Below are 25,286 nucleotides of genomic sequence, written 5' to 3'. Positions count from 1 at the left end.
CGCGAGCGCGGCGGCAGGCGGTCTCCACTTCGTTGCCGACCTCATGGGGGCGTGATCTCGGCGATGGTCGGGGCGTCTGGCGTGTCCCCTCAGTTTGCGGAGAGGGGATCAAGGACGAAGGCGACCCGTTCGGCCAGCGTCTCGATCTGTGCCAGATAGTCCTGGAAATGCGCAGTTGCGCGGTGGGCGCCAACCGCATCCTGTCCGGTGTAGAGCTCGTCCAGCACGAAGCGGGCCGGCTCGCCCTGGTCTTGCCAGAGATCGTAGCGCAGATTTCCCGCTTCGGCCCGGCTCGGCGCGAGCATGCCTTCGAGAAGCTCGCGGAGCTGGTCGGTCGCGCCGGGGCGGGCGGTCAGGATGGCGATGATCTTTACGGGCGTGGTCATGGTGGTGGTCCTATCTGATGGGGTGGGGGCGGTGGTGCGCATGCGAAGCGCACCACCGGTCTTGCGCGTGGGCATCATGCGGCGCGCGAACCGCCAAGCGCTTCGATCATGGCCTTGGCAATGGCGTGATCGGAAGCCGGGTTCTGGCCCGTGATCAGTTCGCGGTCGACGACCACATGCGGGGCAAAGTCCTCGTTCGCGGCGCTGACCTCGCCGCCCGCGAGGCGCAGGGCCTTGGGCATGTCGAAGTGCAGCTCGCCCTTGAGCAGATGTTCTTCGGCAATCCTTTCCTCGCTCGCCGAGAACACCGTCATGCGATAGCCCGCGTAGATCCAGTCCTGCGCCAGGCGGCTTGCCCGGGCATCGTCGCCTTCGGTCAGGGCTGCCCGGTACGTGGGCGCGTCGCTGAGTGCCGCGATAGTCGCTACGGGGCCGTGGCAGAGCAGCCCGGTTGGCTTGGCTGCGGCATGGAAGTGGCTCAGAATCATGCCCACCTCGCGATCCTCCATGAGGTCGACTATCGGCGCATGTCCCCCGGGAACGAAGACACCGGCAAATCCATCCAGCCCCTCGGCAACGACCGAGGACAGCGAGCGCACCGCGTTCATCGCCGGGTGCTCGGCAAAGAACTGCCTGGCGCGTTCAAGCGCGGCCTGGTCGCCGCCAAAATGCTCGGCCGTGTCCGAGTCTGCGTCGATATGTGGCCGGGTGCCATTGGGCGTGGCGAGTACGACATCGTAGCCAGCCTCGATCAGCGCCATTGCGGGCACGACAGTCTCGTTGAGGTACTGGCCGGTCGCGGCCGAGCCTCCGCCGCGCAATTCGATCTGCGTGGCATTCGAGCCGAGAAAGAGCACTTTCGCCTGCGTCATCTGAACCTCCTTGGTCACGTGCAGCAGTTGCTGCGGATGCCTGCAAGGTGGTCTCTTTTTACATATTCGAGAAATTTATTATGTTGATCCTGGATATACTCCTGACAGTATGACTGGATGCGCTACGATCTCAACCTGCTTCCCATCTTCGTTGCCCTGATGGAGGAGCGCAATGTCACGCGGGCCGCCCAGCGGGTCGGGATGACGCAGCCCGCGCTGTCCAACGCGCTTTCGCGCCTGCGCGTGATGTTGCAGGACCAGCTCTTCATTCGCGAGCGCTATGGCATCCAGCCCACGCCCATTGCTCTTGAACTCGCGCCGACGATTGCGGAGTCGCTGGCCAAGCTCGATGATGCCGTGCTGGGCCAGCAGGCCTTTGATCCGGCGAAGGCCGAGCGGGTCTTCACCATAGCCCCCAACGGGTATGTCGAGTTCGTGCTGGTGCCCGCGGTGGTGGCCCGGCTGCAGAAGATCGCCCCGGGCATCAAGTTGCGGCTCACGCCCTATGGCAACGATCTGGCCGAGACGGGCGTCGTGTCCGGCACGACGGCACTGGTCCTGGGGCGTATCGTCGATCCGCCCGACAACCTTGTCGTCCAGCACCTCATGGAGGAAAGCCTTGCCTGCGCCGTGCGGGCAGACCATCCCACGGTGGCCGACACGATGACGCGTGCGCAGTTCGAGGCGCTCAAGCACGTCAACATCATGCCTCCGGGGCGAATGCGTGCGGGTCTGTTCCAGGCGCTCGCCCAGCAGGACCTCAAGCGCGAGGTGGCCATCTCCGTGACCAACTTCTTCGCGGTTGCCGAAATGGTGGCCGCCACCGACTATTGCGCAACGCTGCCCTCGCTGATCTGCCAGCGGCTGAGGCAGGATCCGCGTCTGAAAGTCCTGCCGACCCCAGTGGACCTTGGCACGTTTCCCGTCGAAATGGCCTGGCATGTCCGGTACCGGCAGGACCCGGCTCATCGCTGGCTGCGGGGATTGATCGCCGATGTGGTTCGGGACCTGTCTGCTTCCGCGTGAAGCGCGCCGTGCCACCCAGGTCGGCCGTGAGGCCTATGCCTGAGACAAGATCGCCCCGGAGAGATCAAGCTTTCCGGGGCGATCCCGGTTGGGAGCTCGTGGAAGGGGGCAAGGTGCCCCGGTGCCGCGCGGATCAGGCCGCAGTGGGGACCTTGGCGAAGTAGGTCTCGACCAGCATCTTGGAGGCGTGCCGCGCCAGCGCCTGCGTGGGGGCGTTGGTGTTGCCGCTGATGATCTGGGGCATGATCGAGGCGTCGATGACGTGAAGGTTGTCGATCCCCTTCACCTTGAGGCGGGCATCGACGACGCTCATCGGGTCCTCGGGCTTGCCCATCGCGCAGGTGCCGACCGGATGCCACATGGTGGTGGCGACCTGCTTGACGAACCCGCCGATGTCCTCATCGCTCTGGACGGCCGCGCCGGGGACGAATTCCTCCTCGATGACTTCGGCGAGCGAGCGCTGCGCCATGACCTTGCGCAGGGCCTTGACCGCGGCGATGCCGACCTTGAGATCGTAGGGGTCGCCGATGAAGTTGGGATTGATCAGTGGCATCGAAGTGGGATCGGCGTCGGCAAGGCGGACCCAGCCCCGGCTCCGGGGCTGAAGCACGACCGTGGCGAAGGTGACACCCGAGCGCGAGCCCGAGGGGTTGAGGCCGTCCTCCGAAATGATCGGCTCGTGGTAGCACTGGACCGTGGGTTCCTGGCTCTCCAGATCTTCGGGGTCGAAGTAGGACACGGTCTCGATGCCATTGCCCGAGGCCGGGCCATCGCGGGTGACGAGATAACGTGCGCCCGAGGCCAGCATCCCCACCCCTTGCGCGGCGGCCTGGTAGCCCATCTTGCCCTTCACGAAGGCGGCGATGGGGATGATCGGGTGGTCCTGCAGGTTCTCACCGACGCCGGGCAGGTCCTCGATCACGGGAATGCCGAACTTCTCGAGCTGCTCACGCGGCCCCACGCCCGAATGCATGAGCACCTTGGGGCTCTGCACGGCGCCGGCCGAGAGGATGACGAGATTGGCGCGGATCTCTTCCTCGTTCGACCCGTGGCGCACGCAGACGCCCACGGCCTTGCGATCCTCGATCAGGACCCGGGTCACGGTGCGCGAGGTCAGGAGGTCGACGCGGCCGGCATTCACCTGCGGGTGCAGGTAGGCGACCGCCGCACTGGCCCGCTTGCCATTGTCGGTGTTGGCCTGGACCGGAGAGACGCCAGTCTGGGTCTTGCCGTTATAGTCCGCGTTGTACTCCAGGCCGAACTCCTGAAACGCCTTCATGCAGCGCTGGTTGAGCTCGTTGATGCCCTTGGGCAGTTCAACCGAGAGAGGGCCGTCGATGCCGTGATGCTCGTTGTGGAAGGTGTCGTTGCGCTCCTGCTCGATGTAGGTCTTGCGCATCGTGTCCCACGACCAGTCGCCGGTTTCGCCCACGGCCTCCTGCCAGGCGTCGAAATCCTGCTTCTGGCCGCGCACGTAGCACATCGCGTTGACCGAGGTGCCGCCACCCACGACCTTGCCCATGCGGAAGCGGCGGCGCTGGCCGTTCACGGGCACGGTGTCGTAAGGCCAGACCGCAGTATCCTTGGCGAGAAGCTTGGAATAGCCCGCCGGAATGTGGATCATCGGGTTGCGATCCATCGGCCCGGCTTCCAGCACGGCAATCGATTTGTCGGTGTGCTGCGCGAGGTAGTCGGCAACGACGCAGCCTGCCGCGCCGCTGCCCACGATGAGAACGTCGTAGTGCTTTCCAGACATCAGGTGACCTTTCTTTTTGTTATGTCGTGCACCGGCCTCAGAACGGGTAAGCCGGTGCCTCTCCCTTGATCGTGACCCACTGCCACTCGGTGAATTCTTCCCAGTTCGCCGGGCCGCCGATGGCGCTGCCGTTGCCCGAGGCGCCGACCCCGCCAAAGGGATTGACCACCTCGTCGTTGACCGTCTGGTCGTTGATGTGGAGGAGGCCGGTCTGGAGCTGCTCGCCGATCGCCATGGCCCGCGACACATTGCGCGACTGGATCGCGGCCGAGAGGCCATACTCGGTCTGGTTGGCAAGCTTCACCGCCTCGGCATCGTCGGCAAAGGTGGTGACGACCGCAACGGGCCCGAAGATCTCTTCGCGAAAGGCGCTCATCTCGGGGGTGACGCCTGCAAGGACGGTGGGCGTGTAGAACAGCTTCTCACCCTGGCCGCCCGTGACCAGCGTGGCGCCCGCATCGAGGCTTTCCTGGACGACCTTGGCGACGTGGTCGGCCTGGCGCTGGTTGATCAGCGGGCCGATGGCGACGTTCTCGTCGGTGGGGTCGCCCATCGGGAGTGCTGCGGCCTTCTCGCCCAGGGCCTTCACGAAGTCCTCGGCAATCGCTTCGTGGACGAGCACACGGCCCGCCGACATGCAGATCTGCCCCTGGTGCAGGAACACGCCCCAGGCGACGTTGCGAAGTGCAAGGTCGATATCGGCGTCGTCGAGCACGATGATCGAGTTCTTGCCGCCCAGTTCCAGGCTGACCTTCTTGAGATGGCGGCTCGCGTTCTGGCCGACCATGCGGCCCGCGCCGGTCGAGCCGGTGAACTGGATCATGCCGACCTCGGGGTCCGAGCACAGCGCTTCGCCCGCTTCGCTGCCGCCGGGAAGGACGTGCAGGAGGCCGGAGGGCAGGCCCGCCAGTTCGAACAGGCGCGCAATGACAAGGCCGCCGCAGATCGCGGTGCGCGGGTCGGGCTTGAGGATCACCGCATTGCCGACGGCCAGCGCGGGCGCGACCGCGCGCATGGCGAGGTAGAGCGGGAAGTTGAAGGGGGAGATGATGCCCACAACGCCAATCGGGCGGCGCCGCGCCATGTTGATGCGCCCGGGCGTGGTGGGCAGGACGAGGCCCTGCGCCTGGTGGGGCATCGCGGCGGCAAGTTGGATGGACTTCAGCGTGACAGTCAGCTCGAAGGCCCCTTGGCACGGGCTGAGCCGCTTTCGCGGACCAGCCAGGTGACGATATCTTCAAAGTGCGTCTGGCCGATGGAAAGCGCCTTCAGGAACACCTCGGCGCGAGCGTCGGGGGTGAGGGCGGCCCATTCGCGCTGGGTGCGGCGCGCGGACTTGGCCGCTTCGGCAACGTCTTCGGCGTTGGCAAGCGCGATCTGGCCCAATTCCTTGCCGGTCGCGGGCTCGATCGCCTGCGTGGTGTCCTCGCCGGCGGTCCAGCCATTGCCGTAGAACATACCGGAAAGATACTTTTCGGGGAGAAATCCGGCTGCGTCCTGCGCGCTGGTCTTCGTCATGCCCATCTCCGTTCTCTTGTTTTTTATCGCGTATTGGCGACCTGAATGGAGCCGGAGGTAAGTTTTCTCCCCGAGGATGCAAAGACCATATAGGTTCCCTCACATATCAGTTTGGTATATCGGGCGTCGGGGCGCAAAGAGAGGAACCATGGCGGACATTCGGCGTTTGCGTTATTTCGTGGCGGTTGCCTCCGAGCAGAGCTTCACCCGCGCGGCGGCGCGTCTCAACATCGCGCAGCCCCCGTTGAGCCGCCGTATCCAGGAAATCGAGGAAGAGCTTGGCACGAAGTTGATCGAGCGTTCCTCGCGCCCGCTCACGCTGACCCCCGCAGGCCAGCTGTTCTACGCCCACGCCCTTCAGGTGCTGGAGCGGCACGATACCATGGAGCGGGCGATGGAGCGCTTCATCAAGGCGGAGCGGCCGCGCTTCACGCTGGGGGTGCAACCGTCCGAGTTCTACGTCCGCCTCCCGCAGATCGTGCGGCGCTTCCGCACGCAGGACCCGGGTACGGACCTGGTCCTCACCGAAATGAGCAGTTCCGAGCAGATCGCGGCCCTGAAGGAAGGTCGGATCGATGCGGGACTGGGGCGCGTGCGCATCGATGATCCTGCCATCGAGCGCGAAGTGCTGCGCGAAGAACGCCTTGTCGCCGCGCTGCCACCGGGGGCGGGACCTGCGAACGAGCCCATTGGCCTCGACCGTCTGGCGCGCATGCCCCTGCTGCTCTATCCCCGTGAGCCACGGCCCAGCCACGCCGACGTGGTCCTGTCCGTCTTTCGCGATTCCGGCCTGGCTCCTGAGGAGGTGATCGAGGTGCGCGAACTGGAGACGGCGCTCATCATGGTCTCGGCCGGGGTCGGGGCCTGCCTCATACCGGCTTCCTCGCAGTGGCTGGCCCATCCCGAGGTTATCTGTCGCCCGGTGCAGCCGCGGGCCGTGTCCCCGATCATTCTTTATCACCGTCCCGGCGAGGCTTCGCCCCAGTTCGCCACGCTCCTGCGGACATTCGCCTCCCTGTTCCAGGAATGGGGCTATCCGCTCTCGGCGCGCCTGTTGCAGGCGTGACAGCTACAGGGGCGCGGGAAGGCCGCTTGCAGGTAGACGGATCGGACGCTTGACCCGTGCGCGCCTCGCCTATCATAACAGGTGGTAAGGTGGCGTCCTGAAGGGCGCGGGGCGACAGATTTCGGGGGAGAGAGACATGTCACGTGCCATATTCGGGCTGACCGCGCTGCTGTGCGCGGGGATCGCAACACCGGCCCTGGCCAGGGCGGAAGGGGCCGCGTCCAAGGCGGATGAAGCGCGCTGCACACGCATCGCGCACGAGCGTTTCGGAGAGGATGTCACCCTGACTCGGGTCGTGCATCTGGACGTGACCCCTGCGGCGGCCGGTGACGCGCAAGGCACGCCGCGCATGTCTGCGCTGCCCGCCCACTGCCGGATCGAAGGCATCGTCAACACGCGCAAGGGCGCCGATGGCAAGGACTACGGCATCGGCTTTGCCATGGCGCTGCCCGATGACTGGACGGGGCGCTTCCTGCTCCAGGGCGGCGGCGGGCTCAACGGCAGTGTGAAGCCTCCGGTGGGGCCTGTCGCGAGCGATGGCACGCCGGCACTGGCGCGCGGCTTTGCCGTCATCAGCCACGATAGCGGGCACAAGGGCGCTGTCTTCGACGACAGCTTCCTGGCCGACCAGCGGGCTGCGCTCGACTTTGCGGAGGCTTCGGTGGAACGGGTCGCGCTGCTCGGCAAGGCGATCGCGACACGCTATTACGGCACGCCCATCGCGCACAGCTACATGACCGGCTGCTCGACGGGCGGGCGCGAGGGCATGCTCGCCTTCCAGCGCTATCCCGAACTGTTCGACGGCATCGTGGTCGGAGCTCCGGCGATGCGTTCGGCGGATTCGAACCTCGGGGTCGAATATACCCAGGTCCTGTTCAACCAGGCCGCGCCCCAGGACGAAGATGGCCTGCCCATCCTCAGCCAGGTCCTGACCGACGCCAATCGCAAGGCGATCCTGGCGGGTATCCTCAACCAGTGCGATGGCCTGGATGGCCTCAAGGACGGCATGGTGGAGAACGTCGCGCAGTGCCGCTTCCAACCGGCCCGTATCGGCTGCGAGGAGGCGCCGGGCGAGGGATGTCTTTCGGCTGGGCAGGTGCGCGCGCTGGAACTGGGTCTGGCGGGGCCGAAGGACAGCGCGGGCTATCCGCTCTACGCGCGCATGGCGGCCGATACCGGCATCGTGGCAAGCCCGATGGGCTATCTGCCGACCGGACTTCCTGGCCCCTTCGGCCCGCCCAACCGCGCGACGAAGATCGACCTTGATGCGCGCATCCACGCGATCCGCAACACCGCCTGGCAGCGCCTGACCGACACCAACTACTGGACCAATCTCAGCACCTATCTGGGCCGCGGGGGCAAGATCCTGTTCTACCACGGCGTCTCGGACTTCTGGTTCTCGCCCTTTGCGACCTGGGACTATTATCAGCGCGCGGCCGAGGCGAACGGTGCCGCCTTCACGCAGGCAAGCCGGTTCTACATGGTGCCCGGAATGCTGCACTGCTCGGGCGGCAACAGCTTCGAGGAGTTCGATCTCCTCTCCGCAATCGTCGCCTTCGTGGAAGAGGGCAAGGCGCCCGAGGCCGTGACCGCCTTTCGCAAGCGAGAGGGGGAGGACGAGGTGCGTGAGAGCAGGCCCCTATGTCCCTATCCCGCGCACGCGGCCTACCAGGGCGGCGATCCGAAACGCGCGGAAAGCTTTACCTGCGAGCCGCCTGCCGAGGCCGACTGATCCGCCGCCTTCAGCGCGGGAAGCGGAATTCGGCGAGGGTCTCCACGATCTGTCCGTCTGCATCGACCCGGCCGATGCCGATCCCCTCGACCATTCCCTCTGCGTGCGGGGGATCGGCCTTCGCCTGCGCCATGAAGGTATCGAGCTCGGGGCTCGTCTCGCGGGCAAGCAGGGTCAGGTGCGGATCGAACTGGGCAAAGACGTTGGGTGATCCGTAGCGCTCGAAGACGGGCAGTTTGTCGGGATAGGCCTCCATCCATTCGGGCGGCTCCACTGCGTGGTCGCGCAAGGGTTCGGCCGCGCGCGTGACGAGGTCGGCGAGGCGCTGGAGTGCGGCGCTGCGCTCCAGAGTCAGGAACAGCCAGTCCGAGGGTGTGCGCTCGGCTCCCGAGATGACAAGCGGGATGCGCGTCTGCTCGCGGGCGAGCGCGGCGATGGCGGCGATCAGCCGCTCTTCCGAGCCTTGTGGGTACTGCGTCAGGTAAAGCGTTGCGTGCACCGCGTGCCCCCGCGCCTGGAAGCTGGTCATGCCGCGCGCGGCAAGATCCGCGCTCGCCTTCGTGACGGCCTTTTCGATCGCGGCGGAGGGAATGGCGTAGACGTTCAGGCGCACCGGCTCCTGGGCATGGGCGCCAAGCGCGAGCGTCATGCCGACAAGACCGAGCATGGCGGCAAGGAGGCGGGCGAAGCCGTGGTGCAGCGCCCCACGCTCAGCCGCCCGGGTGGTAGCGTTTCTCGACATGGCCGGTGAGTTCCTCGGGGTAGAAGTAGACGGGGCGCAAGGCGCCTTGGGCATAGAGTTCGGCCTGGTCGGCGAAGTGCGGCGAGGCCGGATCGCCGCTTTCGCCGCCCGCCGTGACGGCGAGCGCGCGGACCTTCGGGCCGAATTCGACCACGGCGACGAAGCTGTTGCCGCTCGTGCCATAGTACTTGGCCGTGTTGGGGTAAGGCTTCGCGCCAAAGGACGCGAGCGAACCCCACACGGCCGAGGTGAAGGGCACCGGAAGGCTGGGCGCATCATCGTCGAAGTGGGGCGTGAGCGTGTTGTCGAGGCGCTGGAAGCGGTTGATGTCGCCCCAGGCCACGCGCCAGGTGCCAAAGTCACGGGTGAGGCGTACTACGGTGTCCTCCAGCGCGGCCAGCCGCGTGTCGGCATCGAGGTCGCGGGCGATGTAGTCGGGCAGTTGCAGGTGCGCGGCCTTGGCTTGGGCGCGGTACGTCGCGCCCAGGGTGTCCCCCCAGACGACCGCTAGCGAGGTTGCCTGTGAGGCATAGCCCCAGCGGTGGTCCCAGCGGCGAAGGAGCGAGATCGGCTCGGCCAGCGCGGCGCGGCGGGGATCCTCTTCGGGAAGGGCGTCGTAGTCGGCCAGCAGCTGCGGGATCAGCATCGCGAAGGCGGGCAGGTGGCTGTCAAAGGCCGCCCCGACCAGCGTTTCCAGCGTGAAGTCGGCGCGTCCGTCCAGCACCGCATCGGCATGGACGCCGCGGTAGTTGGGACCGAACTGGTCCATGTACTTCGGGAAGTCTTCCGGCCTGGGGCTGTCCGGGCCTGCCGCGTCCCAGGGCCAGTCGTTGGTGTTGTGGACCCAGCCTACACCGGGGTCGATGGCGCTGGGCAGGCTCTCCAGCGTGTGGAGGCCCTGCCAATCGGTCGCGGGATCGGCTCCGTCGACGACCTCGGTATAGTCGAATGTGTCGTCGCGCACGGGCACGAACTGGGGGTGGAGATAGGCGATCTCACCCTTGCTATCGGCAAAGATCGTGTCGTTCGAGGAATTGGCGCGCCGCTCGGCTACGTCCAAGTAGCTGGCCAGATCCTCGGTCTTGGTGCGCAGCCAGGACTGTTCCAGCGCTAGGATCGGCTTCCACATGAGCGCCTGCGCGATCCATTTGCCGCCGTGGTCGGCAACGACGGGCCCGTGGTGGGTGCGGTAGACCGGGAAAGTGCGCGTGCCCTTCGTTCCGTCCTCGCGGCGGTAGGCGAGGGTGAGGCTTTCCTCTGTCACCGGGCGCAGTTCGTCCCCATAGCGGGTGAAGTGCGCGCCGTCCTTCTCGACCACGGTCTCGGCGAAGCTGTCGATGTTGTCGACGCCCGAGGAGGTGTGCATCCAGCCGGTCCTGGTGTTGAAGCCCTGGTAGATGAAGAACTGGCCCCAGGTGCTGGCGCCATAGGCGTTGAGGCCTTCCTCGCTCGTCATCTGCAATTCGGAGCGGAAGTAGAAGCTGGTGTGCGGATTGATGAGGAGGAGCGCGTGGCCGTTCTTCGTGTGGCCTGGCGCAATGGCGATACCGTTGGAGCCGCTCGGTTCGCGCGGGGCCGCGCCCGTCTCCAGCGCGGTCAGCGCAATCTCGCGCTTTTCATAGAAGGCCTGGAGCTGGCTGAGCGGGATCGACCGCTCGATGTCGCCGCCGATGCTGCCTTCGGTAAAGGAGAGCGCCATCCACGGCTCGAACCGGGTCAGGACGCGGGGGCGTACCTCGGGGTGGGTGGCAAGGTAGTAGTTGAGCCCGTCCGCCCAGGCGTCCATCAGCGCGCGCAGCCAAGCCGGACTTTCGCTGTACTGGGCCTTGAGCCTGGTGGGATCGACGAAGAGGCGCTGGCGCAGGTCCTGCCAGATCGCGCTTTCCCCTTCCGCCTCGGCAACGCGGCCCAGCGCGGTCAGGTAGTTCATCTCGATGCGCGCGAAGTCGTCCTCGGCCTGTGCGTAGATTGCGCCGAAGACGGCATCGGCGTCGGTCGTGCCGTGGACGTGGGCGATGCCCCAGTCGTCGCGCGTGATCGTCACGTCCCGGGCGTGAGCGGACCAGCGCGCGGTTTCGGAGGCCGGGGCGGCGCTGGCCTGAACGGGCGCAAGGCTGGAGGCGAAGAGGGCGGCAAGGAGGAGAGCGGGGCGTGTCATCGTCTGCTGGTGCTATGCGCGCGGTCTGCACGAGGCAAGCGCGGTGAGGGCGGGACGCGCCGGAGGGGATCGCCGGGGCCTCTCGGGCCTGCCCCTCGTTGCAATTCCTGCACAATCGAACGCAATAACCGTACAGCGCGGTATATTGACGAATTGTGTCTGAGGGGTCACTGGCCGACCGTTCTGTACGGTTATGGAGTGTCCGTTGTTGTCCATGTTTTCGCCGCTTGCGGGAAATGCCCCCCGATCCGCACGGCGCTCGCGCACCAGGGGCGCCGCCTGTGGCGCTGCGCTGGCCCTGATCCTCACGCTGGGCGCCTGCGCCGGTGAACCCGAAGCCAAGGCTCCCGAGCCCGCGCGGGTCGATGTCATGGTCATGCAGCCGCGCGACTTGCCGCGCGACATGGACTTCTCCGGGCGCACCAGCGCCTATCGCGTCGCCGAGATCCGTCCGCAGGTGAACGGCATCCTGCAGCGCCGCTTCTTCACCGAGGGCGTGGATGTCGCCAAGGGGCAGACGCTCTACCAGATCGATCCCTCGGTCTATCAGGCGACCTACAACCGCGCTGTGGCGAACCTGGCCTCGGCCCGCAATCTGGCCCGCCGCTACGAGGATCTCGTCGCCGACAAGGTCGTCTCGCGCCAGCAGCGCGACGATGCCGTGGCCGCCTGGCACCAGGCCGAGGCCGAAGTGCAAGCCGCCCACATCGACCTGCAGCGCACGCACCTGTCCTCTCCGATCACCGGGCGCATCGGCCGTTCGCTCACGACCGAGGGCGCGCTTGTCTCGGCTGATCAGGCGGTGGCGCTGACCACGGTGACGCAGCTCGATCCCATCTTCGTCGACATCCAGCAGTCGAGCGATGAACTCCTGCGCCTGCGCCGCCACCTCACCGACAAGAACCTCACGGCGGGGAGCGGCGCGAACATCCCGGTCGAACTCACGCTGGAGGACGGCAAGCCCTATGAAATCAAGGGCAAGCTTTCGTTCTCCGAAGTGAATGTCGATCCGGGCACGGGCATGACCACGCTGCGCGCGATCTTCCCCAATCCCGAACACCTGCTGCTGCCGGGCATGTACGTGCGCGCCAAGGTGCGCGCCTCGGTCGCACACAGTGCCTTCCTGGTGCCCCAGAACGCGATCTTGCGCGACCTTCACGCCGATCCCTTCGTCTACGTGGTGGCCAAGGACGGCAGCGCCAAGGAGGTCCACGTCACCCTCGATGGATCGAGCGACAATTCCTGGATTGTCACGCAGGGCCTCCATGCCGGGGACCGGGTGATCACCAACGGCCTCGAAGCCGTGCGCCCCGGCGCCAAGGTTGCGGTCGAGGAGGTCTCCGGCGGCGCCGCTGCCAAGCGCGTGGCGAGCGCGGAGGCCCACTGACATGGCCCGCTATTTCATCGACCGGCCCGTCTTCGCATGGGTCATCGCGCTCATCATCATGCTGGTGGGCGCGATCTTCGTGGTCTCGCTGCCGATCGCGCAGTATCCCAATATCGCGCCGCCCCCGATCACGGTCTCGGTCACCTATCCCGGCGCTTCGGCCGAAACGGTGCGCGATACGGTGATCCAGCCCATCGAGCAGCAGATGTACGGCCTCGATGGCCTGGAATACATGTCGGCCAACGCGCAGGCCGATGGGTCGGCGCAGATCGTGCTGACCTTCATCCAGGGCACCGATCCGAACATCGCGCAGGTGCAGGTCCAGAACAAGCTCTCGCTTGCCCAGCCCATGTTGCCCGCCGAAGTGGTCGCGCAGGGGCTCTCGGTGACCAAGGCCACGCGCAACTTCATGCTGGTTGCCTCCTTCACTTCGAAGGACCACTCGATGGACCGCGCGGCCATCGGCGACTACCTCGCCTCGAACGTGACCAACCCGCTGGCGCGTATCTCGGGCGTGGGCGACTACATCCTCTTCGGGTCCGAATATGCGATGCGCATCTGGGTCAAGCCGGAACGCCTGCAGAGCTATGGCCTCACCATCAGCGACGTTCAGAACGCGATTGCCAGCCAGAACGTGCAGGTCTCTTCAGGCGAAATCGGCGGCTTGCCGGCGCGCAAGGGGCAGTTGCTGGACGCCACCGTGGTCGGTCCGACGCGTTTCACCGATCCCGAACAGTTCCGCAACGTCCTCCTCAAGGTCAACACCGACGGCTCGCAGGTGCGCCTCAAGGACGTAGCCGATGTCGAACTCAACAGTCAGAACATGCAGCCGCGCGGCCTGATGAATGGTAGCGACACCGCCGCGATCGGCATCAACCTCGCGCCCGGTGCCAACCAGATGGAAGTCGCCGCCGCGATCAAGAGCGAACTGACCCGGCTGGAGCAGTATTTCCCGGAAGGCCTCACGGTCAATTTCCCCTACGACACGACGCCTGTCGTCAAGCTCTCGCTGGAGGAAGTGGTCGAGACCCTGATCGTCGCGATCCTTTTGGTGGTGGGCGTGATGTACCTCTTCCTCCAGAACGTGCGCGCGACGCTGATCCCCACCATCGCGGTGCCGGTCGTGCTCCTGGGCACCTTCGCCGTGCTCGGCTTCTTCGGCTTTACCATCAACACCCTGAGCATGCTGGGGATGGTGCTCGCCATTGGCCTCCTCGTCGATGACGCCATCGTCGTGGTCGAGAACGTCGAGCGCCTCATGGTCGAGGAGCATCTCAGCCCGCTCGAGGCCACGCGCAAGTCGATGGACCAGATCACCGGCGCGCTGGTGGGCATCGCCCTTGTCATCTCCACGGTGTTCCTGCCGATGGCCTTCTTCGGCGGCTCGGCGGGCGTGGTCTATCGCCAGTTCTCGATCACCATCATCTCCTCGATGCTGCTTTCGGCCTTCGTGGCGATCACCTTCACTCCGGCGCTGTGCGCCACGATCCTGAAACCCCATGACCCGTCCAAGGCCAAGAAGGGGGGCTTCTTCCACGGCTTCAATACGCGCTACGATGCCATGGTGACGCGCTATGGCGGCGGGGTCGCAGGGGTCCTGCGCCACATGCGTCCGGCGGCCATCGTCTATGTCGCGCTGACCGCGGGCACGCTCTACCTGCTGCAGGTCCTGCCCTCGGGCTTCATGCCCGAGGAGGACCAGAGCACCGTCTTCGTGCAGGTCCAGCTCAAGCCCGGATCGACCGCGGAGATGACCGAGAAGGTCAACAACGACATTCGCGCCTACTTCCAGGACCACGAGAAGGAGGCCGTGAACAGCGTGCTTTCGGTCATGGGCTTCAACTTTGGCGGGCGCGCGCAGGATGCCGGCATCGTCATCGTGGGCCTCAAGGACTTCGAGACACGCGAGGGCGCCGAGAACACCGCGATGGCGGTGGTCGAGCGGGCCATGGCGCACTTCCACGACTACAAGGGCGCGACCGTGACCCCGTTCCTGCCGCCTGCGGTCATGGAACTGGGCAACGCCAGCGGCTTCGACCTGGAACTGGAGGACCGCGGACACCTGGGCCATGAGGCGCTGATTGCGGCACGCAACCAGCTTCTGCAAAAGGCCCGCAGCGATCCGCGTCTGGTCGCCGTGCGCCCTAACGGCCTCGACGACATTCCCCAGGCCCACTTCGTGATCGACCGCGAGAAGGCCGAGGCACAGGGCGTCTCGATGGCCGAGATCAACACGACGCTGCAAGGCTCGTTCGGCCAGCTCTACGTCAACCAGTTCACCCGGTCGGGGCGCACCAAGCGCGTCTTCATCCAGGGTGAGATCGACAAGCGCATGCAGCCCGAGGACCTCGATTACTGGTACCTGCGCAACAACCAGGGCCAGATGGTCCCGCTCTCGGGCGTTGTGCGGATCGACTGGAAGGTCGGCGCGCAGAAGCTGGAACGCTTCAATGGCGTAGAATCGATCGAGATCCTGGGCGAACCGGCGCGCGGCGTCAGTTCGGGCGAAGCGATGGCGATCATGGAAGGCTACATCGACGAACTGCCCGAGGGCATCAGCCATGAATGGACCTCGGTCTCCTTCGAGCAGGAGCAGTCGTCCGGGCAGGCGGGCAAGCTCTATGTGGTCTCGATTGTCGCGGTGCTGCTGTGCCTGGCCGCGCTTTATGAAAGCTCGGCGATCCCCGTCGCGGTGATCCTGGCGGTGCCGCTGGGCGTGCTGGGGGCGGTGGCGGCCTCGCTGATGCGTGGCCTGCAGAACGACATCTATTTCCAGGTCGGTCTGCTCACCACCGTGGGCCTTGCCACCAAGAACTCGATCCTCATCGTCGAGTTCGCGCGCGAGGGTTACGACCAGGGCATGGAGCTGGTCGAGGCGGCCATCCACGCTGCCAAGGAACGTCTGCGTCCGATCCTGATGACCTCCTTCGCCTTCATCCTGGGGACGCTGCCGCTGGCGGTCGCCTCGGGCGCAGGTGCGGGATCGCACGTCGCCATCGGCACGGCGGTCGTGGGCGGCATGATCGGGGCGACGATCCTCGTCATCTTCCTCGTGCCAGCCTTCTTCGTGGGCGTGATGAAGCTCTTCAAGGTGCCGCGTCAGGACTACTCCAAGCCGCATTCGGGCCCCACGCCCTATATCCCCGAGCATACCGGACAGGAGGCATGATCATGCGCAAGGCACCCCTGACCAGCCTTCTGGCCCTGACCTTTGCAGGTGCCCTCGCGGGCTGTTCGTTCACCCCCAAGTACGACGCCCGGACCTTCCGGCGGCGCAGGACTGGCCCCAGGACCTGCAAGCCGCCGCCGGAGAACCGGGCTTGGGAGAGGATGCGGAAAAGACCCTGCGCTGGGAGGAGTTCTACCGCTCCGCCCCCTTGCGCGAGGTCATCCGGCTTGGCCTTGAGAACAACCGCGACCTGCGCCAGGCCGTGCTCAACGTTCAGGCGTATCGCGCGCGTTACCGGATCCAGCACGCGGACCTGTTCCCGACGCTGGAGGCGGGCGCGGACGGATCGCTCCAGCGCTCGCCCGCCGACCTCTCGCAGACCGGGCAGGGCCATGTCTTTGAACAGTATGGCCTGGACGTGGGCACGACGTCCTACGAACTCGATCTGTTCGGACGCATCCGCAGCCTCAATTCCGAGGCCATGCAGACCTACCTCGCCAGCGAGCAGGCGCGCCGCGCAAGCCAGATCACGCTCGTCGCCAACATCGCCATCGCCTTCCTGACGCTGGAGATCGACCGGCAGCGCCTCGACCTCAGCCAGCGCACGCTCTCCAACTACGAGGAGGCACTCGGCCTTGTCGAACGGGGGGTGGAAGTTGGCACGGCGACCGAACTGGACCGGCGCCAGGCGGCAACGCTGGTGGCGCAGACCCAGGCCGAAGTGCAGCGCGGCACGCGCCTTGTGGCGACCGACACCAACGCGCTGCGCCTGCTGGTCGGCACCACGCTGCCCGAAGGGTTCGATAGAGGCTTCATTGCCGATGACACGATCCTCGCCCGCGTGCCCGCCGGGCTTCCCGCCGCGCTCCTCCAGCGCCGCCCCGACATCATGGAGGCGGAGCATCAGCTGATGGCGGCCAACGCCGACATCGGCGCGGCGCGCGCCGCCTTCTTCCCGCAGGTGACCCTGACAGGCTCGGGCGGGACGGTCAGCGACGGCGTCTCGGGCCTGTTCGGAAATGGGCAGGGGACCTGGTCGTTTCTGCCGCACATCAGCCTGCCGATCTTCACCGGCGGGCGGCTGAAGGGCAACTTGCGCTACGCCGAACTGACCCGCGACATGCGCGTGGCGGCTTACGAGAAGTCGATCCAGACGGCCTTTCGTGAAGTCTCCGATGGCCTTGCCGCACGCGCGACGTTCGGGCGGCAGCTGGCGGCGCAGCAGCGCGAGGTGGCTTCCTCGCAAGGCTATCTCGACCTCGCCGACAAGGCCTACCGGGGCGGGGTGCGCGACTACCTCGTCGTGCTCGATGCGCAGCGCACGGTCTTCTCCGCGCAGCAGCAGTACCTTGTCGATCACCTCGCGCAGCTGACCGGCGAGATCCAGCTCTACCAGGCGCTGGGCGGTGGCTGGTCGCCGCAGGACGACGCGACGTCCCTCTAGGACGCGAGAGGCCCGGTCCACGCCGCCGTGTGTGGGCCGGGCTCTGCCGTTAGCGGGACAGGGCGTCTTGCGAAGGGAGGATGTTCGCTCCTATTGCGAACGTACCGTATGGTATCTGAAAAGGGGGAGGACGCGGTGCGAAAGAAGACGCAGAGCAAGCGCGAGGAGATCGTCGCGATTGCCCGCGCAGCCTTCCTGGACGGGGGCTACAGCGCGACCTCGATGGCGACCATCGCGGCGCTCGTCGGAGGATCGAAGGGCACCCTCTACGGCTATTTCTCCAGCAAGGAAGAGCTGTTCGGCGCGGTCGTGCGCGATGTCAGCGAAGAGCATGGGCTGCCCGTGCTGGCGCTGCTCGACGATCCGCGGGCCGACCTTGCCGAGACCATCTTCGCGCTTGCGCGCGCGCTCACCCGCTTCTTCGTGATGCCCGAGGCCATTGCCCACTACCGTCTGGCGGTGGGGGAATCGGGACGCTTTCCCAAGCTGGGCCAGATCTTCTTCGAGCAGGGGCAGAAAGAGGGGGAGGACATGGTGACCGCCTGGCTGGAGGAGCGCATCGCGCGCGGCGAACTCGCGGCGCGGCCCCCGCGGCTCCTTGCCCAGCAGTTCGTGGCGCTGTGCCGGGCTGGGCCCTGGAACGCCCTCTTGATGGGCGCGCCCGAGCAGCCGGGCGAGGCGCAGCTGGAGGAACTGGCCACACTGGCGGCACAGACCTTCCTCGCCGCGCACGCGCGGCCCCATCCAGAGTGATTCTGGGAGTGATTCCGGGAGTGGTGCCAGGAAGGGGCCGATGCGCCTGCACCGGCCCGTTCTATCGTCTCAGAACCAGGCCCTGAGGCCCGCGACCGCAACCACCCGGTCGGGATCGTCTCCCACCGCGCGGGCATAGTCGGCGGTGGAGCCAAACTTCTTCTGCCATTCCACGCCCACGTAGGGCGCGAACTGGCGCGCGAACTCGTAGCGCAGGCGCACGCCCGCCTCGAGCGAGGTGAGCCCGCGTCCGGTGCCGCGCTCGGCGATCCGCTGGGCCGAGAACAGCGCTTCGGCGCGCGGTTGCAGGATCAGCCGCTGGGTCAGGCGCTGGTCGGTCTCGGCCTCCAGGCGCGCGGTCAGTTCGCCCTTGGTCGACAGAAATGCCTGCGCGGACACGTCGAACATGTAGGGCGCGAGCCCCTCGACACCCAGGCTCACCTGTGTGCGGTCGGGATCCGGGCCCAGTTCCTGCCGCACGCCGGCCTGAAGATCGAACCAGGCGCCGATGGCGTGGCCCCACAGGACTTCGACTTCCGCGTCCTCGATGCCCTCACCAAAGGCCGCTTCGCCCTCGCTCTTGATCCACAGCCGATCGATGTCGCCGCCGGTGCGCAGCGCGCCTTCCCATGAGAGGCCGTCGCTGCCCTTGCCCAGTTTCGCCTCCAGCCGGTCGAGCATCACGATGGTGGTGCCCATGCCGCCCATCTCGTGCCGGACCATGTGCCGGGCGTGGGCCATGTCTTCGCCGGGGAAGTACGCATCGGCGGCATGCTCCGGCCCGGAGAACGCCTCGGGCGGGGGCGGGCCTTGCGGAATGTCCTGCGCCATCGATGGCGCGCCCGGGGCCATGGGCATGGCATGGCCCTGATGCGCGTCGTGCGAGTCATGCGCCTCGTGCGAGTCATGCGCCTCGTGGGAAGGCATCGCCATACCCTCGTCGTGCTGCGAATGGTCCATGGCGTGGCTGGACATGTCATGACCGGACATATCATGACCGGACATATCATGACCGGAATGGTCCTGGGCCAGCAAGGGAGCCGGGATCAGCAGGGCGCCGGTGAGGGCGCCGATCAGGAAACGGGCCTTTGTCATGCCGCACCTCCTTCCAGCGGGCGCACGGTGACGACGTTGAACATGCCGGACATCATGTGCAGCAGGAGGTGGCAGTGAAACGCCCAGTCGCCCGGCGCATCGGCGGTCACGTCGAAGGAGACCTTGCCCGCGGGGAGCACGCTCACCGTGTGCTTGCGGGGCCGCCGCTTGCCCGCGCCGTTGACGAGATCGAAGAAGAAACCGTGCAGGTGGATCGGGTGCGTCATCATCGTCTCGTTGACGAGGGTGAAGCGCACGCGCTCGTTGTGGGCAAGTCGGATCGGCTCGACCATCTCGGAGAAACGCCGCCCGTCGAAGGACCACATGTAGCGTTCCATGTTGCCGGTGAGGTGGACCACGATCTCGCGCGTGGGCGGTGTGAGATCGTCGCGGTCTTCGGGCGTTTGCAGGTCGGTGTAGACGAGCACGCGGTGCTCCACGTCGTCAAGGCCCAGGCCCCGCTCGCCGGTGCGGTCGGTGGGCATGGGGGCAAGCATGTCGACGCCGGGTGTCAGTTCCACGCCGGGCGCGGTCGCGGGATCGCGCATCGAATGGTTCATCTCCATCCCGCCATTGCCGTGGTCCATGCCGTCCATGGCCGCCATGTCGTGGCCGGAATGGTCCGTTCCATCCATGTCTCCCATCCCCATGTCCTTCATGGTGAGACGCGGCGGTTTGCGTAAGGTAGGGACGGGCGCGACCATCCCGGCACGCGGTGCCAAGGTGGCGCGCGCAAAGCCCGAACGGTCGCTCGATTCCGCGATGACCGAGTAGGCACGCTCGTCCGGCGTCACGACCAGGTCGTAGGTCTCGGCGACGCCGATCTGGATCTCGTCGGTCTCGACCGGCGCGACGTCGCTGCCATCCGCCGCGATCACGGTGAAGGGGAGGCCGGGAATGCGCAGGTTGAAGATGGTCATGGCCGAAGCGTTGATGACGCGCAGGCGCACCCGCTCACCGGGGCGGAACAAGCCGGTCCAGTTCGCATCGGGGCCCTGACCGTTGATGAGATAGGTATAGGTCGCGCCGGTCACGTCGGCGATGTCCATGGGCGACATGCGCATGCGCCCCCAGGCGAGCTTCTGCTCGGGCGTCCAGGGCTTGCCCGAGGGGTTCTCGAACAGGGCCTGCTGCTGGAAGTTGTAGTAGTCCGGGCGAGCCTTCAGCTTGCGCCAGATCTCCATGGGCGGCGTGAAGCTCCAGTCCGAGAGCATGAGGATCATCTCGCGCTCGGTTTCCACGCGCTCGCCATGGGCAGGGGCGATCACCAGCGGGCCGAACAGCCCGGTCCCTTCCTGGCCGCCCGAATGGCTGTGGTACCAGTAGGTGCCCGACTGGCGCACGGGAAAGCGGTAAGTGAAGGTCTCGTGCGGGGCGATGCCGGGGAAGGTGACACCGGGCACGCCGTCCATCTGGAAGGGCAGCAGGATGCCGTGCCAGTGGATCGAGCTGTCGACATCGAGGTGGTTGGTGACGGCAAGCTCCACGTCCTGCCCTTCGCGCAGGCGGATGAGCGGGCCGGGCACCGTGCCGTTGACGGTGGTCGCGCTGGCGGTGCGCCCGCCCAGCGTGAAGGGCGTACGGGCAATATTGAGGGCGATGCGCTCACCGCTCAGTGCACCTTCAGTCGTGGGGCCGGTTGCGGCACCGGTCGCGGTGTGGGCGCCGTGGTGGTGGTGCGTCTGGGCGCGAGCCCAGTGGGGAAAGAGCAGCGAAGCCGCCGCGCCGCCGCCTGCGGTCAGCGCGCCGGCAAGCAGCGCGCGCCGGTCATGGGGTGTCTGAAACATGGGGTATCCTTCCGGCAGAGCCGGGTCTGAAATTCGAAATGCAAGGCAAGGTCCGGGCGCGCAGGTGCGGGCGGACTTCGAAGATCAGACAGCCCGCGGAGGCGGGGGATCGAGCGGCGAGGCGTGCGAGGCGAGCGCGGCCATCGCGCGCGGCTGCGGGCGCTCACGGTGGAGCGGGCGCAGCGCCGGGGGCGCGGGAAGGTCGGGCAGGGCAAGCCCGGTTGCCGCCAGGCACGAGGCCATGCAGTGCAGGTTCGCGAGCGGGGCCTTCCCATGGCCGGTGTCATGTCCCGCGCCGTGACCCGAGGTCTCGCAGCCGGTATGGGCCATGTCCATCGCGTGCGAAGGTGCGTGGTGGGCCTCTCCCGTGCCCGAAAGGACGGGCGACAGCGCAAGGCCAAGCGCGACCAGTGCAAACACCGCGATCCGGTGCGCAGAGGCGAGGCCTCCACGGGTGCCGGACAGGAGAAGGGTGAGGGCGCGGTGCATGATGCGTCCATCATATCCGCGAACGTGCTGCCTGCGCAATGTAAAGGGAGAAGGAAAAGAAGATTTCCGAGGGCCATCGCCCTCGGGCTCCCCATACCGGCGACCTCACCTTCCGCGCGCCAGGTTGGCCGAGAAAGGTGAGGTCTCCGGTATGGGGGCAAGGGGTGATGACCCCTTGAATCAATTGGTTATGATTCTTTAGCCTTGCCGTTTGCCTTCACGACATCGCCGCCCTTCATCACGAAGTCGACGTCCTCGAGCAGGGTGATGTCGGCGAAGGGATCGCCCTTGACCGCAACGAGGTCGGCGTAGTGGCCGGGGGTGAGAGAGCCGACCACGTCGCTCGCACCCAGGAGGTCCGCGGCGTTGACGGTGGCCGCGCGGATCGCGTCGCGCGGGGTCATCCCGGCCCGCACGAGGAGGGCGAACTCCTTGGCGTTGGTGCCGTGGGGCGCCAGGCTCTGGTCGGTGCCGAAGGCGATCTTGACGCCCGCCTTGTAGGCACGGCCCAGGTTGCTCATCACGATCGGGCCGACTTCCAGCGCCTTGGCCGCGGCCGAGGGGTTGAGCGTCTCGGGGTGGGTCTTGGCGATCTGCACCACCGTCTCGGCGACGAGCAGCGTGGGCACGAGGTAGGTGCCGTTGGCCTTCATCGCCTTGTCGGTCTCGGCATCGCCGAAGGAGCCGTGCTCGATGGAATCGACGCCCAGCTCGGATGCGTGGAGGATCGCGGTCTTGCCGTGGGCGTGCGCGGCGACCTTGATGCCCAGGCTATGGGCGGTGTCGACGACGGCCTTGATCTCGTCATCGGTCATGGTCTGGTGGTTGGGATCATCGCCGATCGAGAGGACGCCGCCGCTGGGCATGATCTTGATGAGGTTGACCCCGTCGCGGTGCATGCCGCGCACGATCTTGCGCGCTTCGATGGGCCCGTCGATGACACGGCCTTCGGAATGGAAGTCGAGCTCGGGGCTCATCCCGTTCTGCGGGTCGCCGTGGCCGCCGGTGGGGCCGAGCGGATAGCCCGAGACCCACATGCGCGGGCCTTCGATCTCGCCCGCGGCGATAGCCTTCTTGAGGCCGACGACGATGGATGTCTCGCCGCCCACGTCGCGGATGCTGGTGAAGCCGCCGAGCAGCGTGGCGCGCGCGTAGGCAACTGCTTCCAGCGCGGTGTCGATGTCGGTCTTCTGCGCACGTTCGGCAACCGGGTTCTTGCCGCTGTAGCCCATCGTCACGTGGTCGTGGGTGTCGATGAAGCCGGGGAGCACGGTCTCCCCCGAAAGGTCGATGACTTCGGCGCCCTCGCGGGTGACGAAACCGTCCTCGACCGCCACGATGCGGTCATCGGCAATGACGATGGAGACGTTGGAACGGGTCGCCTCGCCATCGAACAGGGTGCCGGCGTGGACAACGGTGTCGCGGGCCAGTGCGCTCTGGCCAAGCGGGGCCAGGGCCAGGGCAACGAAGGGAAGGGCACAAAGAAGAGAGGTACGCGTGGGTCGCATGGGGGTGGGAAAACTCCGGTTGGTCGCAGGAGGAAGGCGGCGGGGAGAAGGAGCTCTCCCCGCCGCGCCAATCCAAAGGTCTGGGATCAGAACTTCTGGCGCACGTTGACGCCGATGGTGCGCGGGGTGGCGCTGCTCACCAGCGTGCGCCCTTGCGCGATCGCGCTCGAGGTGGCGCGGGTGATCGCGGTCGCGTCGAGCAGATTGGTCACGTAGAGGTAGGCCCCCACGACTGGCCGGGGCCTTCCACGCCCAGGCGCGCGTTGACCAAGGCATAGTCCTCGACCTCGCGCGCGAAGGTGTAGTTGCGGCGGAAGTCCGACCACGAACCGCCCACGTAGTTGAAATCGACGCGGGCCATGCCGCCAAGGCTATCGGTCAGCGACCAGTCGTACTGCGCCGAGGCGCCGCCCATCCACTTGGGCACGTAAGGGATGCGGTCGCCCTTGAGGCCCGAGGTCGCCGTCGCGCCGGTGTTCTGATCCTCGGCCAGGGTTGCGTCGGTGTAGGTCACGTTGCCCTGAAGCGAGAGGCCATCGAGCAGCATCGCGTTCACTTCGGCCTCGACGCCCTTGACCGTCGCCTTGCCCGCATTGCCGAGGTAGGAGAACGCGCCGTTGGGCGTGCGCTGGGTGACCTGCATGTCGCTCCAGTCGATCCAGTAGGCATCGATGTTGAAGAGCACCGCGCGGTTGAACCAGCTGGTCTTGAGACCGACCTCGTAGTTCCAGAGGCTGTCCGAATTGTAGCCGGTGAGCGCGGCGTCGAGGCCGAGCACCTGGTTCGCACCGCCCGGGCGGTAGCCCTGCGAGGCTTCGGCGTAGAGCATCACGTCGGGCGTGAACTCGTACGAGCCGTTGAAGCGGAACACCCAGCCGTTCTCGGTCGAATTCACCGCAGTGGGCGGGGTGATGCGCGCACCCACGAGGATCGAGGGCACATCGGTGTAGCCCACGATGTCCTTGTCGTAGTGGAAGTAGCGCGCACCGCCGGTCAGCTGCGCACCTTCGAAGGGATGCAGCGTCACTTCGCCGTAGCCTGCAAGCTGGGTCAGCGAATCGTCGATGTGGCGCCCGGTCACGACCTGCAGCGGACGCACGATCTCACCCGAGGCGGGATCGGTGTTCACCTGGGGGTTCCAGACCGCGATGCTGCGGTCCGACCAGAAGCCGCCGATGGTCCAGTCGAGGATGCCGGTGGTGTTGGAGCTCAGGCGCAGCTCCCCGGTCCAGGCGTCCATTTCCTGCTGGGGATAGAGCACCGAGTAGGACTGCCAGTCGACGTAGTCGTAGTAATCGGAAAGCTGGGTGTCGCTGCACGGGCTGCCCCCGCCCACGAGCGCGGCGCAGCGGCCTTCGCTGCGCTGGGCCTGCATGAAGCGCGAGACGTCGCTTGCCGAGGACAGTTCGCGGTGCATGTACGAACCCGAGGCCACGAACGTCGCGAAGTCGAGCTCGTAGGTCGACGCGATCGAGTAGAGCTCGGTGTCATCGACGATCGGCTGGCGGGTGTAGGCGTCGGAATTGAACTTGCCCGCTTCCTGGGTCCACAGCGGCGTGTCGGTGCGCGTGCGGTTGAGGAAGGTGGTGACATCGAAGGTCCAGCGCTCGGACGGCTGCATGCGCAGCATCAGGCGTCCGCCATAGCTCTTGAGGACGTTGATGTCGTCGATGCCGAGCGCGGTGTTGTCGATGTAACCGTCCTGGCGCTTGTAGAAGCCGACCACGCGCACGCCGACCTTGTCGGTGGCGAGCGGCACGTTGAGCATGGCGCTGGCATCATAGTTCCAGCCGCCGTAGCGGGTGTTCGAAAGGCTGGCATCGACCGCGCTGCCAAGGCCGGTAAGGTCGGGCTTGTTGTAGATGATGCGAAGGGTGCCGCCCATCGAGCCTGCGCCGTAGAGCGTGCCCTGGGGGCCGCGCAGGACCTCGACGCGCTCGACGTCGAAGAGCTTGAGTTCGGGCGTCGAGCCACCCGCGTCGTTGCCCGCGCCGATCATGCCGGTCACCGGCGTCTCATCGTAGTAGGTGCCGATCATCGGCTCGCCCGAGCCTGGATGCCGCGGATGACGACGCGGCGCTGCGAGGGGCCGCCGTCCACGAAGCTGAGGCCCGGCGCGCTTGCGGCCAGGTCGGCGATGTCCTGCACGCCCGAGTTGGCCATGGTCTCGCCGGTGACGGCCGAGATCGAGATCGGCGTTTCCTGGATCGAGGTCGAACGCTTGAGCGCGGTCACCACGATGTCGGCGCCGACGACGGTGTCGCCGTTCGTCGCGGCCTGCTCCTGGGCGCTGGCTTGCGGTGCCCAGGCCAGTGCGATCAGGCTGGCAGCAGTGAAGAGGCTCCGGCCCATGGCGCGGGCCGACAATGTCGTGGTAGTATTCGTGAACACGGTATTC

General features: G+C 66.6%; 20 protein-coding genes and 1 pseudogene. 7 read left to right on the top strand and 14 right to left on the bottom strand.

The annotated features are described in order from the left end of the window. Nucleotides 1–89: 89 nt before the first annotated feature. Complete coding sequence (locus MBENS4_RS03365; RefSeq protein WP_039391681.1) at nt 90–386, bottom strand: putative quinol monooxygenase; 297 nt, start codon at nt 384–386, stop codon at nt 90–92. Nucleotides 387–460: 74 nt separating this feature from the next. After that, entirely contained in the window at nt 461–1,258 is a 798-nt protein-coding gene (locus MBENS4_RS03360; RefSeq protein ID WP_039388758.1) for a type 1 glutamine amidotransferase domain-containing protein, read from the bottom strand. Nucleotides 1,259–1,375: 117 nt separating this feature from the next. Between MBENS4_RS03360 and MBENS4_RS03355 the strand changes: the two genes are divergently transcribed. Then, nucleotides 1,376–2,284 carry a LysR family transcriptional regulator gene (locus tag MBENS4_RS03355; protein WP_039388755.1) on the top strand — a complete coding sequence of 303 codons (909 nt, stop codon included), beginning with the start codon at nt 1,376–1,378 and terminating at the stop codon, nt 2,282–2,284. Nucleotides 2,285–2,417: 133 nt separating this feature from the next. Here the strand turns inward: MBENS4_RS03355 and MBENS4_RS03350 are convergent, their stop codons facing one another. From MBENS4_RS03350 to MBENS4_RS27130, 3 genes are read right to left on the bottom strand one after another with little or no spacing between them, the layout of a single operon-like run. Continuing rightward, nucleotides 2,418–4,040: a GMC family oxidoreductase gene (locus MBENS4_RS03350; protein WP_039388754.1), complete on the bottom strand. Its 1,623-nt coding sequence runs from the start codon at nt 4,038–4,040 to the stop codon at nt 2,418–2,420. Nucleotides 4,041–4,077: 37 nt separating this feature from the next. Further along, nucleotides 4,078–5,178 (bottom strand): benzaldehyde dehydrogenase, encoded by a 1,101-nt coding sequence (locus MBENS4_RS03345; RefSeq protein ID WP_255352636.1) that lies wholly within the window; start codon nt 5,176–5,178, stop codon nt 4,078–4,080. 35 nt (nt 5,179–5,213) lie between these two features. Then, a complete protein-coding gene (locus MBENS4_RS27130) occupies nt 5,214–5,558 on the bottom strand; it encodes an aldehyde dehydrogenase family protein (RefSeq protein ID WP_255352635.1) in 345 nt (114 codons plus the stop codon). A gap of 148 nt (nt 5,559–5,706) precedes the next feature. Here MBENS4_RS27130 and MBENS4_RS03340 point away from each other — a divergent pair, with 148 nt between their 5' ends. Together MBENS4_RS03340 and MBENS4_RS03335 are read left to right on the top strand one after the other, a co-directional pair. Continuing rightward, on the top strand, nt 5,707–6,624 hold the full coding sequence (locus tag MBENS4_RS03340) for a LysR family transcriptional regulator (protein ID WP_039388752.1): 918 nt from the start codon (nt 5,707–5,709) through the stop codon (nt 6,622–6,624). A gap of 136 nt (nt 6,625–6,760) precedes the next feature. Next, complete coding sequence (locus MBENS4_RS03335) at nt 6,761–8,356, top strand: tannase/feruloyl esterase family alpha/beta hydrolase (RefSeq protein WP_039388749.1); 1,596 nt, start codon at nt 6,761–6,763, stop codon at nt 8,354–8,356. A 10-nt stretch (nt 8,357–8,366) separates the two neighbouring features. Here the strand turns inward: MBENS4_RS03335 and MBENS4_RS03330 are convergent, their stop codons facing one another. Together MBENS4_RS03330 and MBENS4_RS03325 are read right to left on the bottom strand one after the other, a co-directional pair. Next, nucleotides 8,367–9,098: a 2'-5' RNA ligase family protein gene (locus MBENS4_RS03330; protein ID WP_242404760.1), complete on the bottom strand. Its 732-nt coding sequence runs from the start codon at nt 9,096–9,098 to the stop codon at nt 8,367–8,369. After that, on the bottom strand, nt 9,067–11,256 hold the full coding sequence (locus MBENS4_RS03325) for a penicillin acylase family protein (RefSeq protein ID WP_039388747.1): 2,190 nt from the start codon (nt 11,254–11,256) through the stop codon (nt 9,067–9,069). The genes MBENS4_RS03330 and MBENS4_RS03325 overlap by 32 nt, the downstream gene beginning before the upstream one ends. A gap of 214 nt (nt 11,257–11,470) precedes the next feature. Between MBENS4_RS03325 and MBENS4_RS03320 the strand changes: the two genes are divergently transcribed. The 4 genes from MBENS4_RS03320 (at nt 11,471) to MBENS4_RS03305 (ending at nt 18,009) form a co-directional block, all read left to right on the top strand. Then, complete coding sequence (locus tag MBENS4_RS03320) at nt 11,471–12,643, top strand: efflux RND transporter periplasmic adaptor subunit (protein WP_084591935.1); 1,173 nt, start codon at nt 11,471–11,473, stop codon at nt 12,641–12,643. A gap of 1 nt (nt 12,644) precedes the next feature. Continuing rightward, a complete protein-coding gene (locus MBENS4_RS03315; RefSeq protein ID WP_039388745.1) occupies nt 12,645–15,812 on the top strand; it encodes an efflux RND transporter permease subunit in 3,168 nt (1,055 codons plus the stop codon). Further along, entirely contained in the window at nt 15,763–17,256 is a 1,494-nt protein-coding gene (locus MBENS4_RS03310) for an efflux transporter outer membrane subunit (protein ID WP_340140828.1), read from the top strand. The genes MBENS4_RS03315 and MBENS4_RS03310 overlap by 50 nt, the downstream gene beginning before the upstream one ends. A 135-nt stretch (nt 17,257–17,391) precedes the next feature. Continuing rightward, nucleotides 17,392–18,009, top strand: a complete 618-nt coding sequence (locus MBENS4_RS03305) for a TetR/AcrR family transcriptional regulator (RefSeq protein WP_159108011.1) — start codon at nt 17,392–17,394, stop codon at nt 18,007–18,009. Between the two features lie 69 nt (nt 18,010–18,078). On the opposite strand, the gene MBENS4_RS03300 is transcribed toward MBENS4_RS03305, so the two are convergent. The 7 genes and pseudogenes from MBENS4_RS03300 to MBENS4_RS26340 all read right to left on the bottom strand — a co-directional run. Then, complete coding sequence (locus tag MBENS4_RS03300) at nt 18,079–19,104, bottom strand: copper resistance protein B (RefSeq protein WP_084591934.1); 1,026 nt, start codon at nt 19,102–19,104, stop codon at nt 18,079–18,081. Next, nucleotides 19,101–20,891: a copper resistance system multicopper oxidase gene (locus MBENS4_RS03295; protein WP_039388743.1), complete on the bottom strand. Its 1,791-nt coding sequence runs from the start codon at nt 20,889–20,891 to the stop codon at nt 19,101–19,103. The genes MBENS4_RS03300 and MBENS4_RS03295 overlap by 4 nt, the downstream gene beginning before the upstream one ends. A gap of 84 nt (nt 20,892–20,975) precedes the next feature. Then, entirely contained in the window at nt 20,976–21,380 is a 405-nt protein-coding gene (locus MBENS4_RS03290) for a DUF2946 family protein (RefSeq protein WP_039388742.1), read from the bottom strand. A gap of 188 nt (nt 21,381–21,568) precedes the next feature. Continuing rightward, nucleotides 21,569–22,888, bottom strand: a complete 1,320-nt coding sequence (locus tag MBENS4_RS03285) for a metal-dependent hydrolase family protein (RefSeq protein ID WP_039388740.1) — start codon at nt 22,886–22,888, stop codon at nt 21,569–21,571. An 86-nt stretch (nt 22,889–22,974) separates the two neighbouring features. Next, on the bottom strand, nt 22,975–23,118 hold the full coding sequence (locus tag MBENS4_RS26350; protein WP_242404759.1) for a hypothetical protein: 144 nt from the start codon (nt 23,116–23,118) through the stop codon (nt 22,975–22,977). Next, nucleotides 23,097–24,509, bottom strand: a complete 1,413-nt coding sequence (locus MBENS4_RS26345; protein WP_242404915.1) for a TonB-dependent receptor — start codon at nt 24,507–24,509, stop codon at nt 23,097–23,099. Before MBENS4_RS26345 ends, MBENS4_RS26350 begins: the two co-directional genes overlap by 22 nt. Nucleotides 24,510–24,821: 312 nt before the next feature. Further along, nucleotides 24,822–25,051, bottom strand: a pseudogene (locus MBENS4_RS26340) (TonB-dependent receptor); the annotation flags it as partial. Nucleotides 25,052–25,286 lie beyond the last annotated feature (235 nt).

This window comes from Novosphingobium sp. MBES04, from assembly GCF_000813185.1.
GTDB classification, from domain to species: domain Bacteria; phylum Pseudomonadota; class Alphaproteobacteria; order Sphingomonadales; family Sphingomonadaceae; genus Novosphingobium; species Novosphingobium decolorationis.
Note: the sequence above shows the minus strand (reverse complement) of the source record. Positions and strands in the feature narration are given on the sequence as shown.

Excerpts from the sequence above, each read along its gene's own strand:
- MBENS4_RS03365 (WP_039391681.1), bottom strand. The coding sequence starts at position 386 with ATGACCACGCCCGTAAAGATCATCGCCATCCTGACCGCCCGCCCCGGC.
- MBENS4_RS03360 (WP_039388758.1), bottom strand. The coding sequence starts at position 1,258 with ATGACGCAGGCGAAAGTGCTCTTTCTCGGCTCGAATGCCACGCAGATC.
- MBENS4_RS03355 (WP_039388755.1), top strand. The coding sequence starts at position 1,376 with ATGCGCTACGATCTCAACCTGCTTCCCATCTTCGTTGCCCTGATGGAG.
- MBENS4_RS03350 (WP_039388754.1), bottom strand. The coding sequence starts at position 4,040 with ATGTCTGGAAAGCACTACGACGTTCTCATCGTGGGCAGCGGCGCGGCA.
- MBENS4_RS03345 (WP_255352636.1), bottom strand. The coding sequence starts at position 5,178 with ATGCCCCACCAGGCGCAGGGCCTCGTCCTGCCCACCACGCCCGGGCGC.
- MBENS4_RS27130 (WP_255352635.1), bottom strand. The coding sequence starts at position 5,558 with ATGACGAAGACCAGCGCGCAGGACGCAGCCGGATTTCTCCCCGAAAAG.
- MBENS4_RS03340 (WP_039388752.1), top strand. The coding sequence starts at position 5,707 with ATGGCGGACATTCGGCGTTTGCGTTATTTCGTGGCGGTTGCCTCCGAG.
- MBENS4_RS03335 (WP_039388749.1), top strand. The coding sequence starts at position 6,761 with ATGTCACGTGCCATATTCGGGCTGACCGCGCTGCTGTGCGCGGGGATC.
- MBENS4_RS03330 (WP_242404760.1), bottom strand. The coding sequence starts at position 9,098 with ATGTCGAGAAACGCTACCACCCGGGCGGCTGAGCGTGGGGCGCTGCAC.
- MBENS4_RS03325 (WP_039388747.1), bottom strand. The coding sequence starts at position 11,256 with ATGACACGCCCCGCTCTCCTCCTTGCCGCCCTCTTCGCCTCCAGCCTT.
- MBENS4_RS03320 (WP_084591935.1), top strand. The coding sequence starts at position 11,471 with ATGTTTTCGCCGCTTGCGGGAAATGCCCCCCGATCCGCACGGCGCTCG.
- MBENS4_RS03315 (WP_039388745.1), top strand. The coding sequence starts at position 12,645 with ATGGCCCGCTATTTCATCGACCGGCCCGTCTTCGCATGGGTCATCGCG.
- MBENS4_RS03300 (WP_084591934.1), bottom strand. The coding sequence starts at position 19,104 with ATGACAAAGGCCCGTTTCCTGATCGGCGCCCTCACCGGCGCCCTGCTG.
- MBENS4_RS03295 (WP_039388743.1), bottom strand. The coding sequence starts at position 20,891 with ATGTTTCAGACACCCCATGACCGGCGCGCGCTGCTTGCCGGCGCGCTG.
- MBENS4_RS03290 (WP_039388742.1), bottom strand. The coding sequence starts at position 21,380 with ATGCACCGCGCCCTCACCCTTCTCCTGTCCGGCACCCGTGGAGGCCTC.
- MBENS4_RS03285 (WP_039388740.1), bottom strand. The coding sequence starts at position 22,888 with ATGCGACCCACGCGTACCTCTCTTCTTTGTGCCCTTCCCTTCGTTGCC.
- MBENS4_RS26345 (WP_242404915.1), bottom strand. The coding sequence starts at position 24,509 with ATGCAGCCGTCCGAGCGCTGGACCTTCGATGTCACCACCTTCCTCAAC.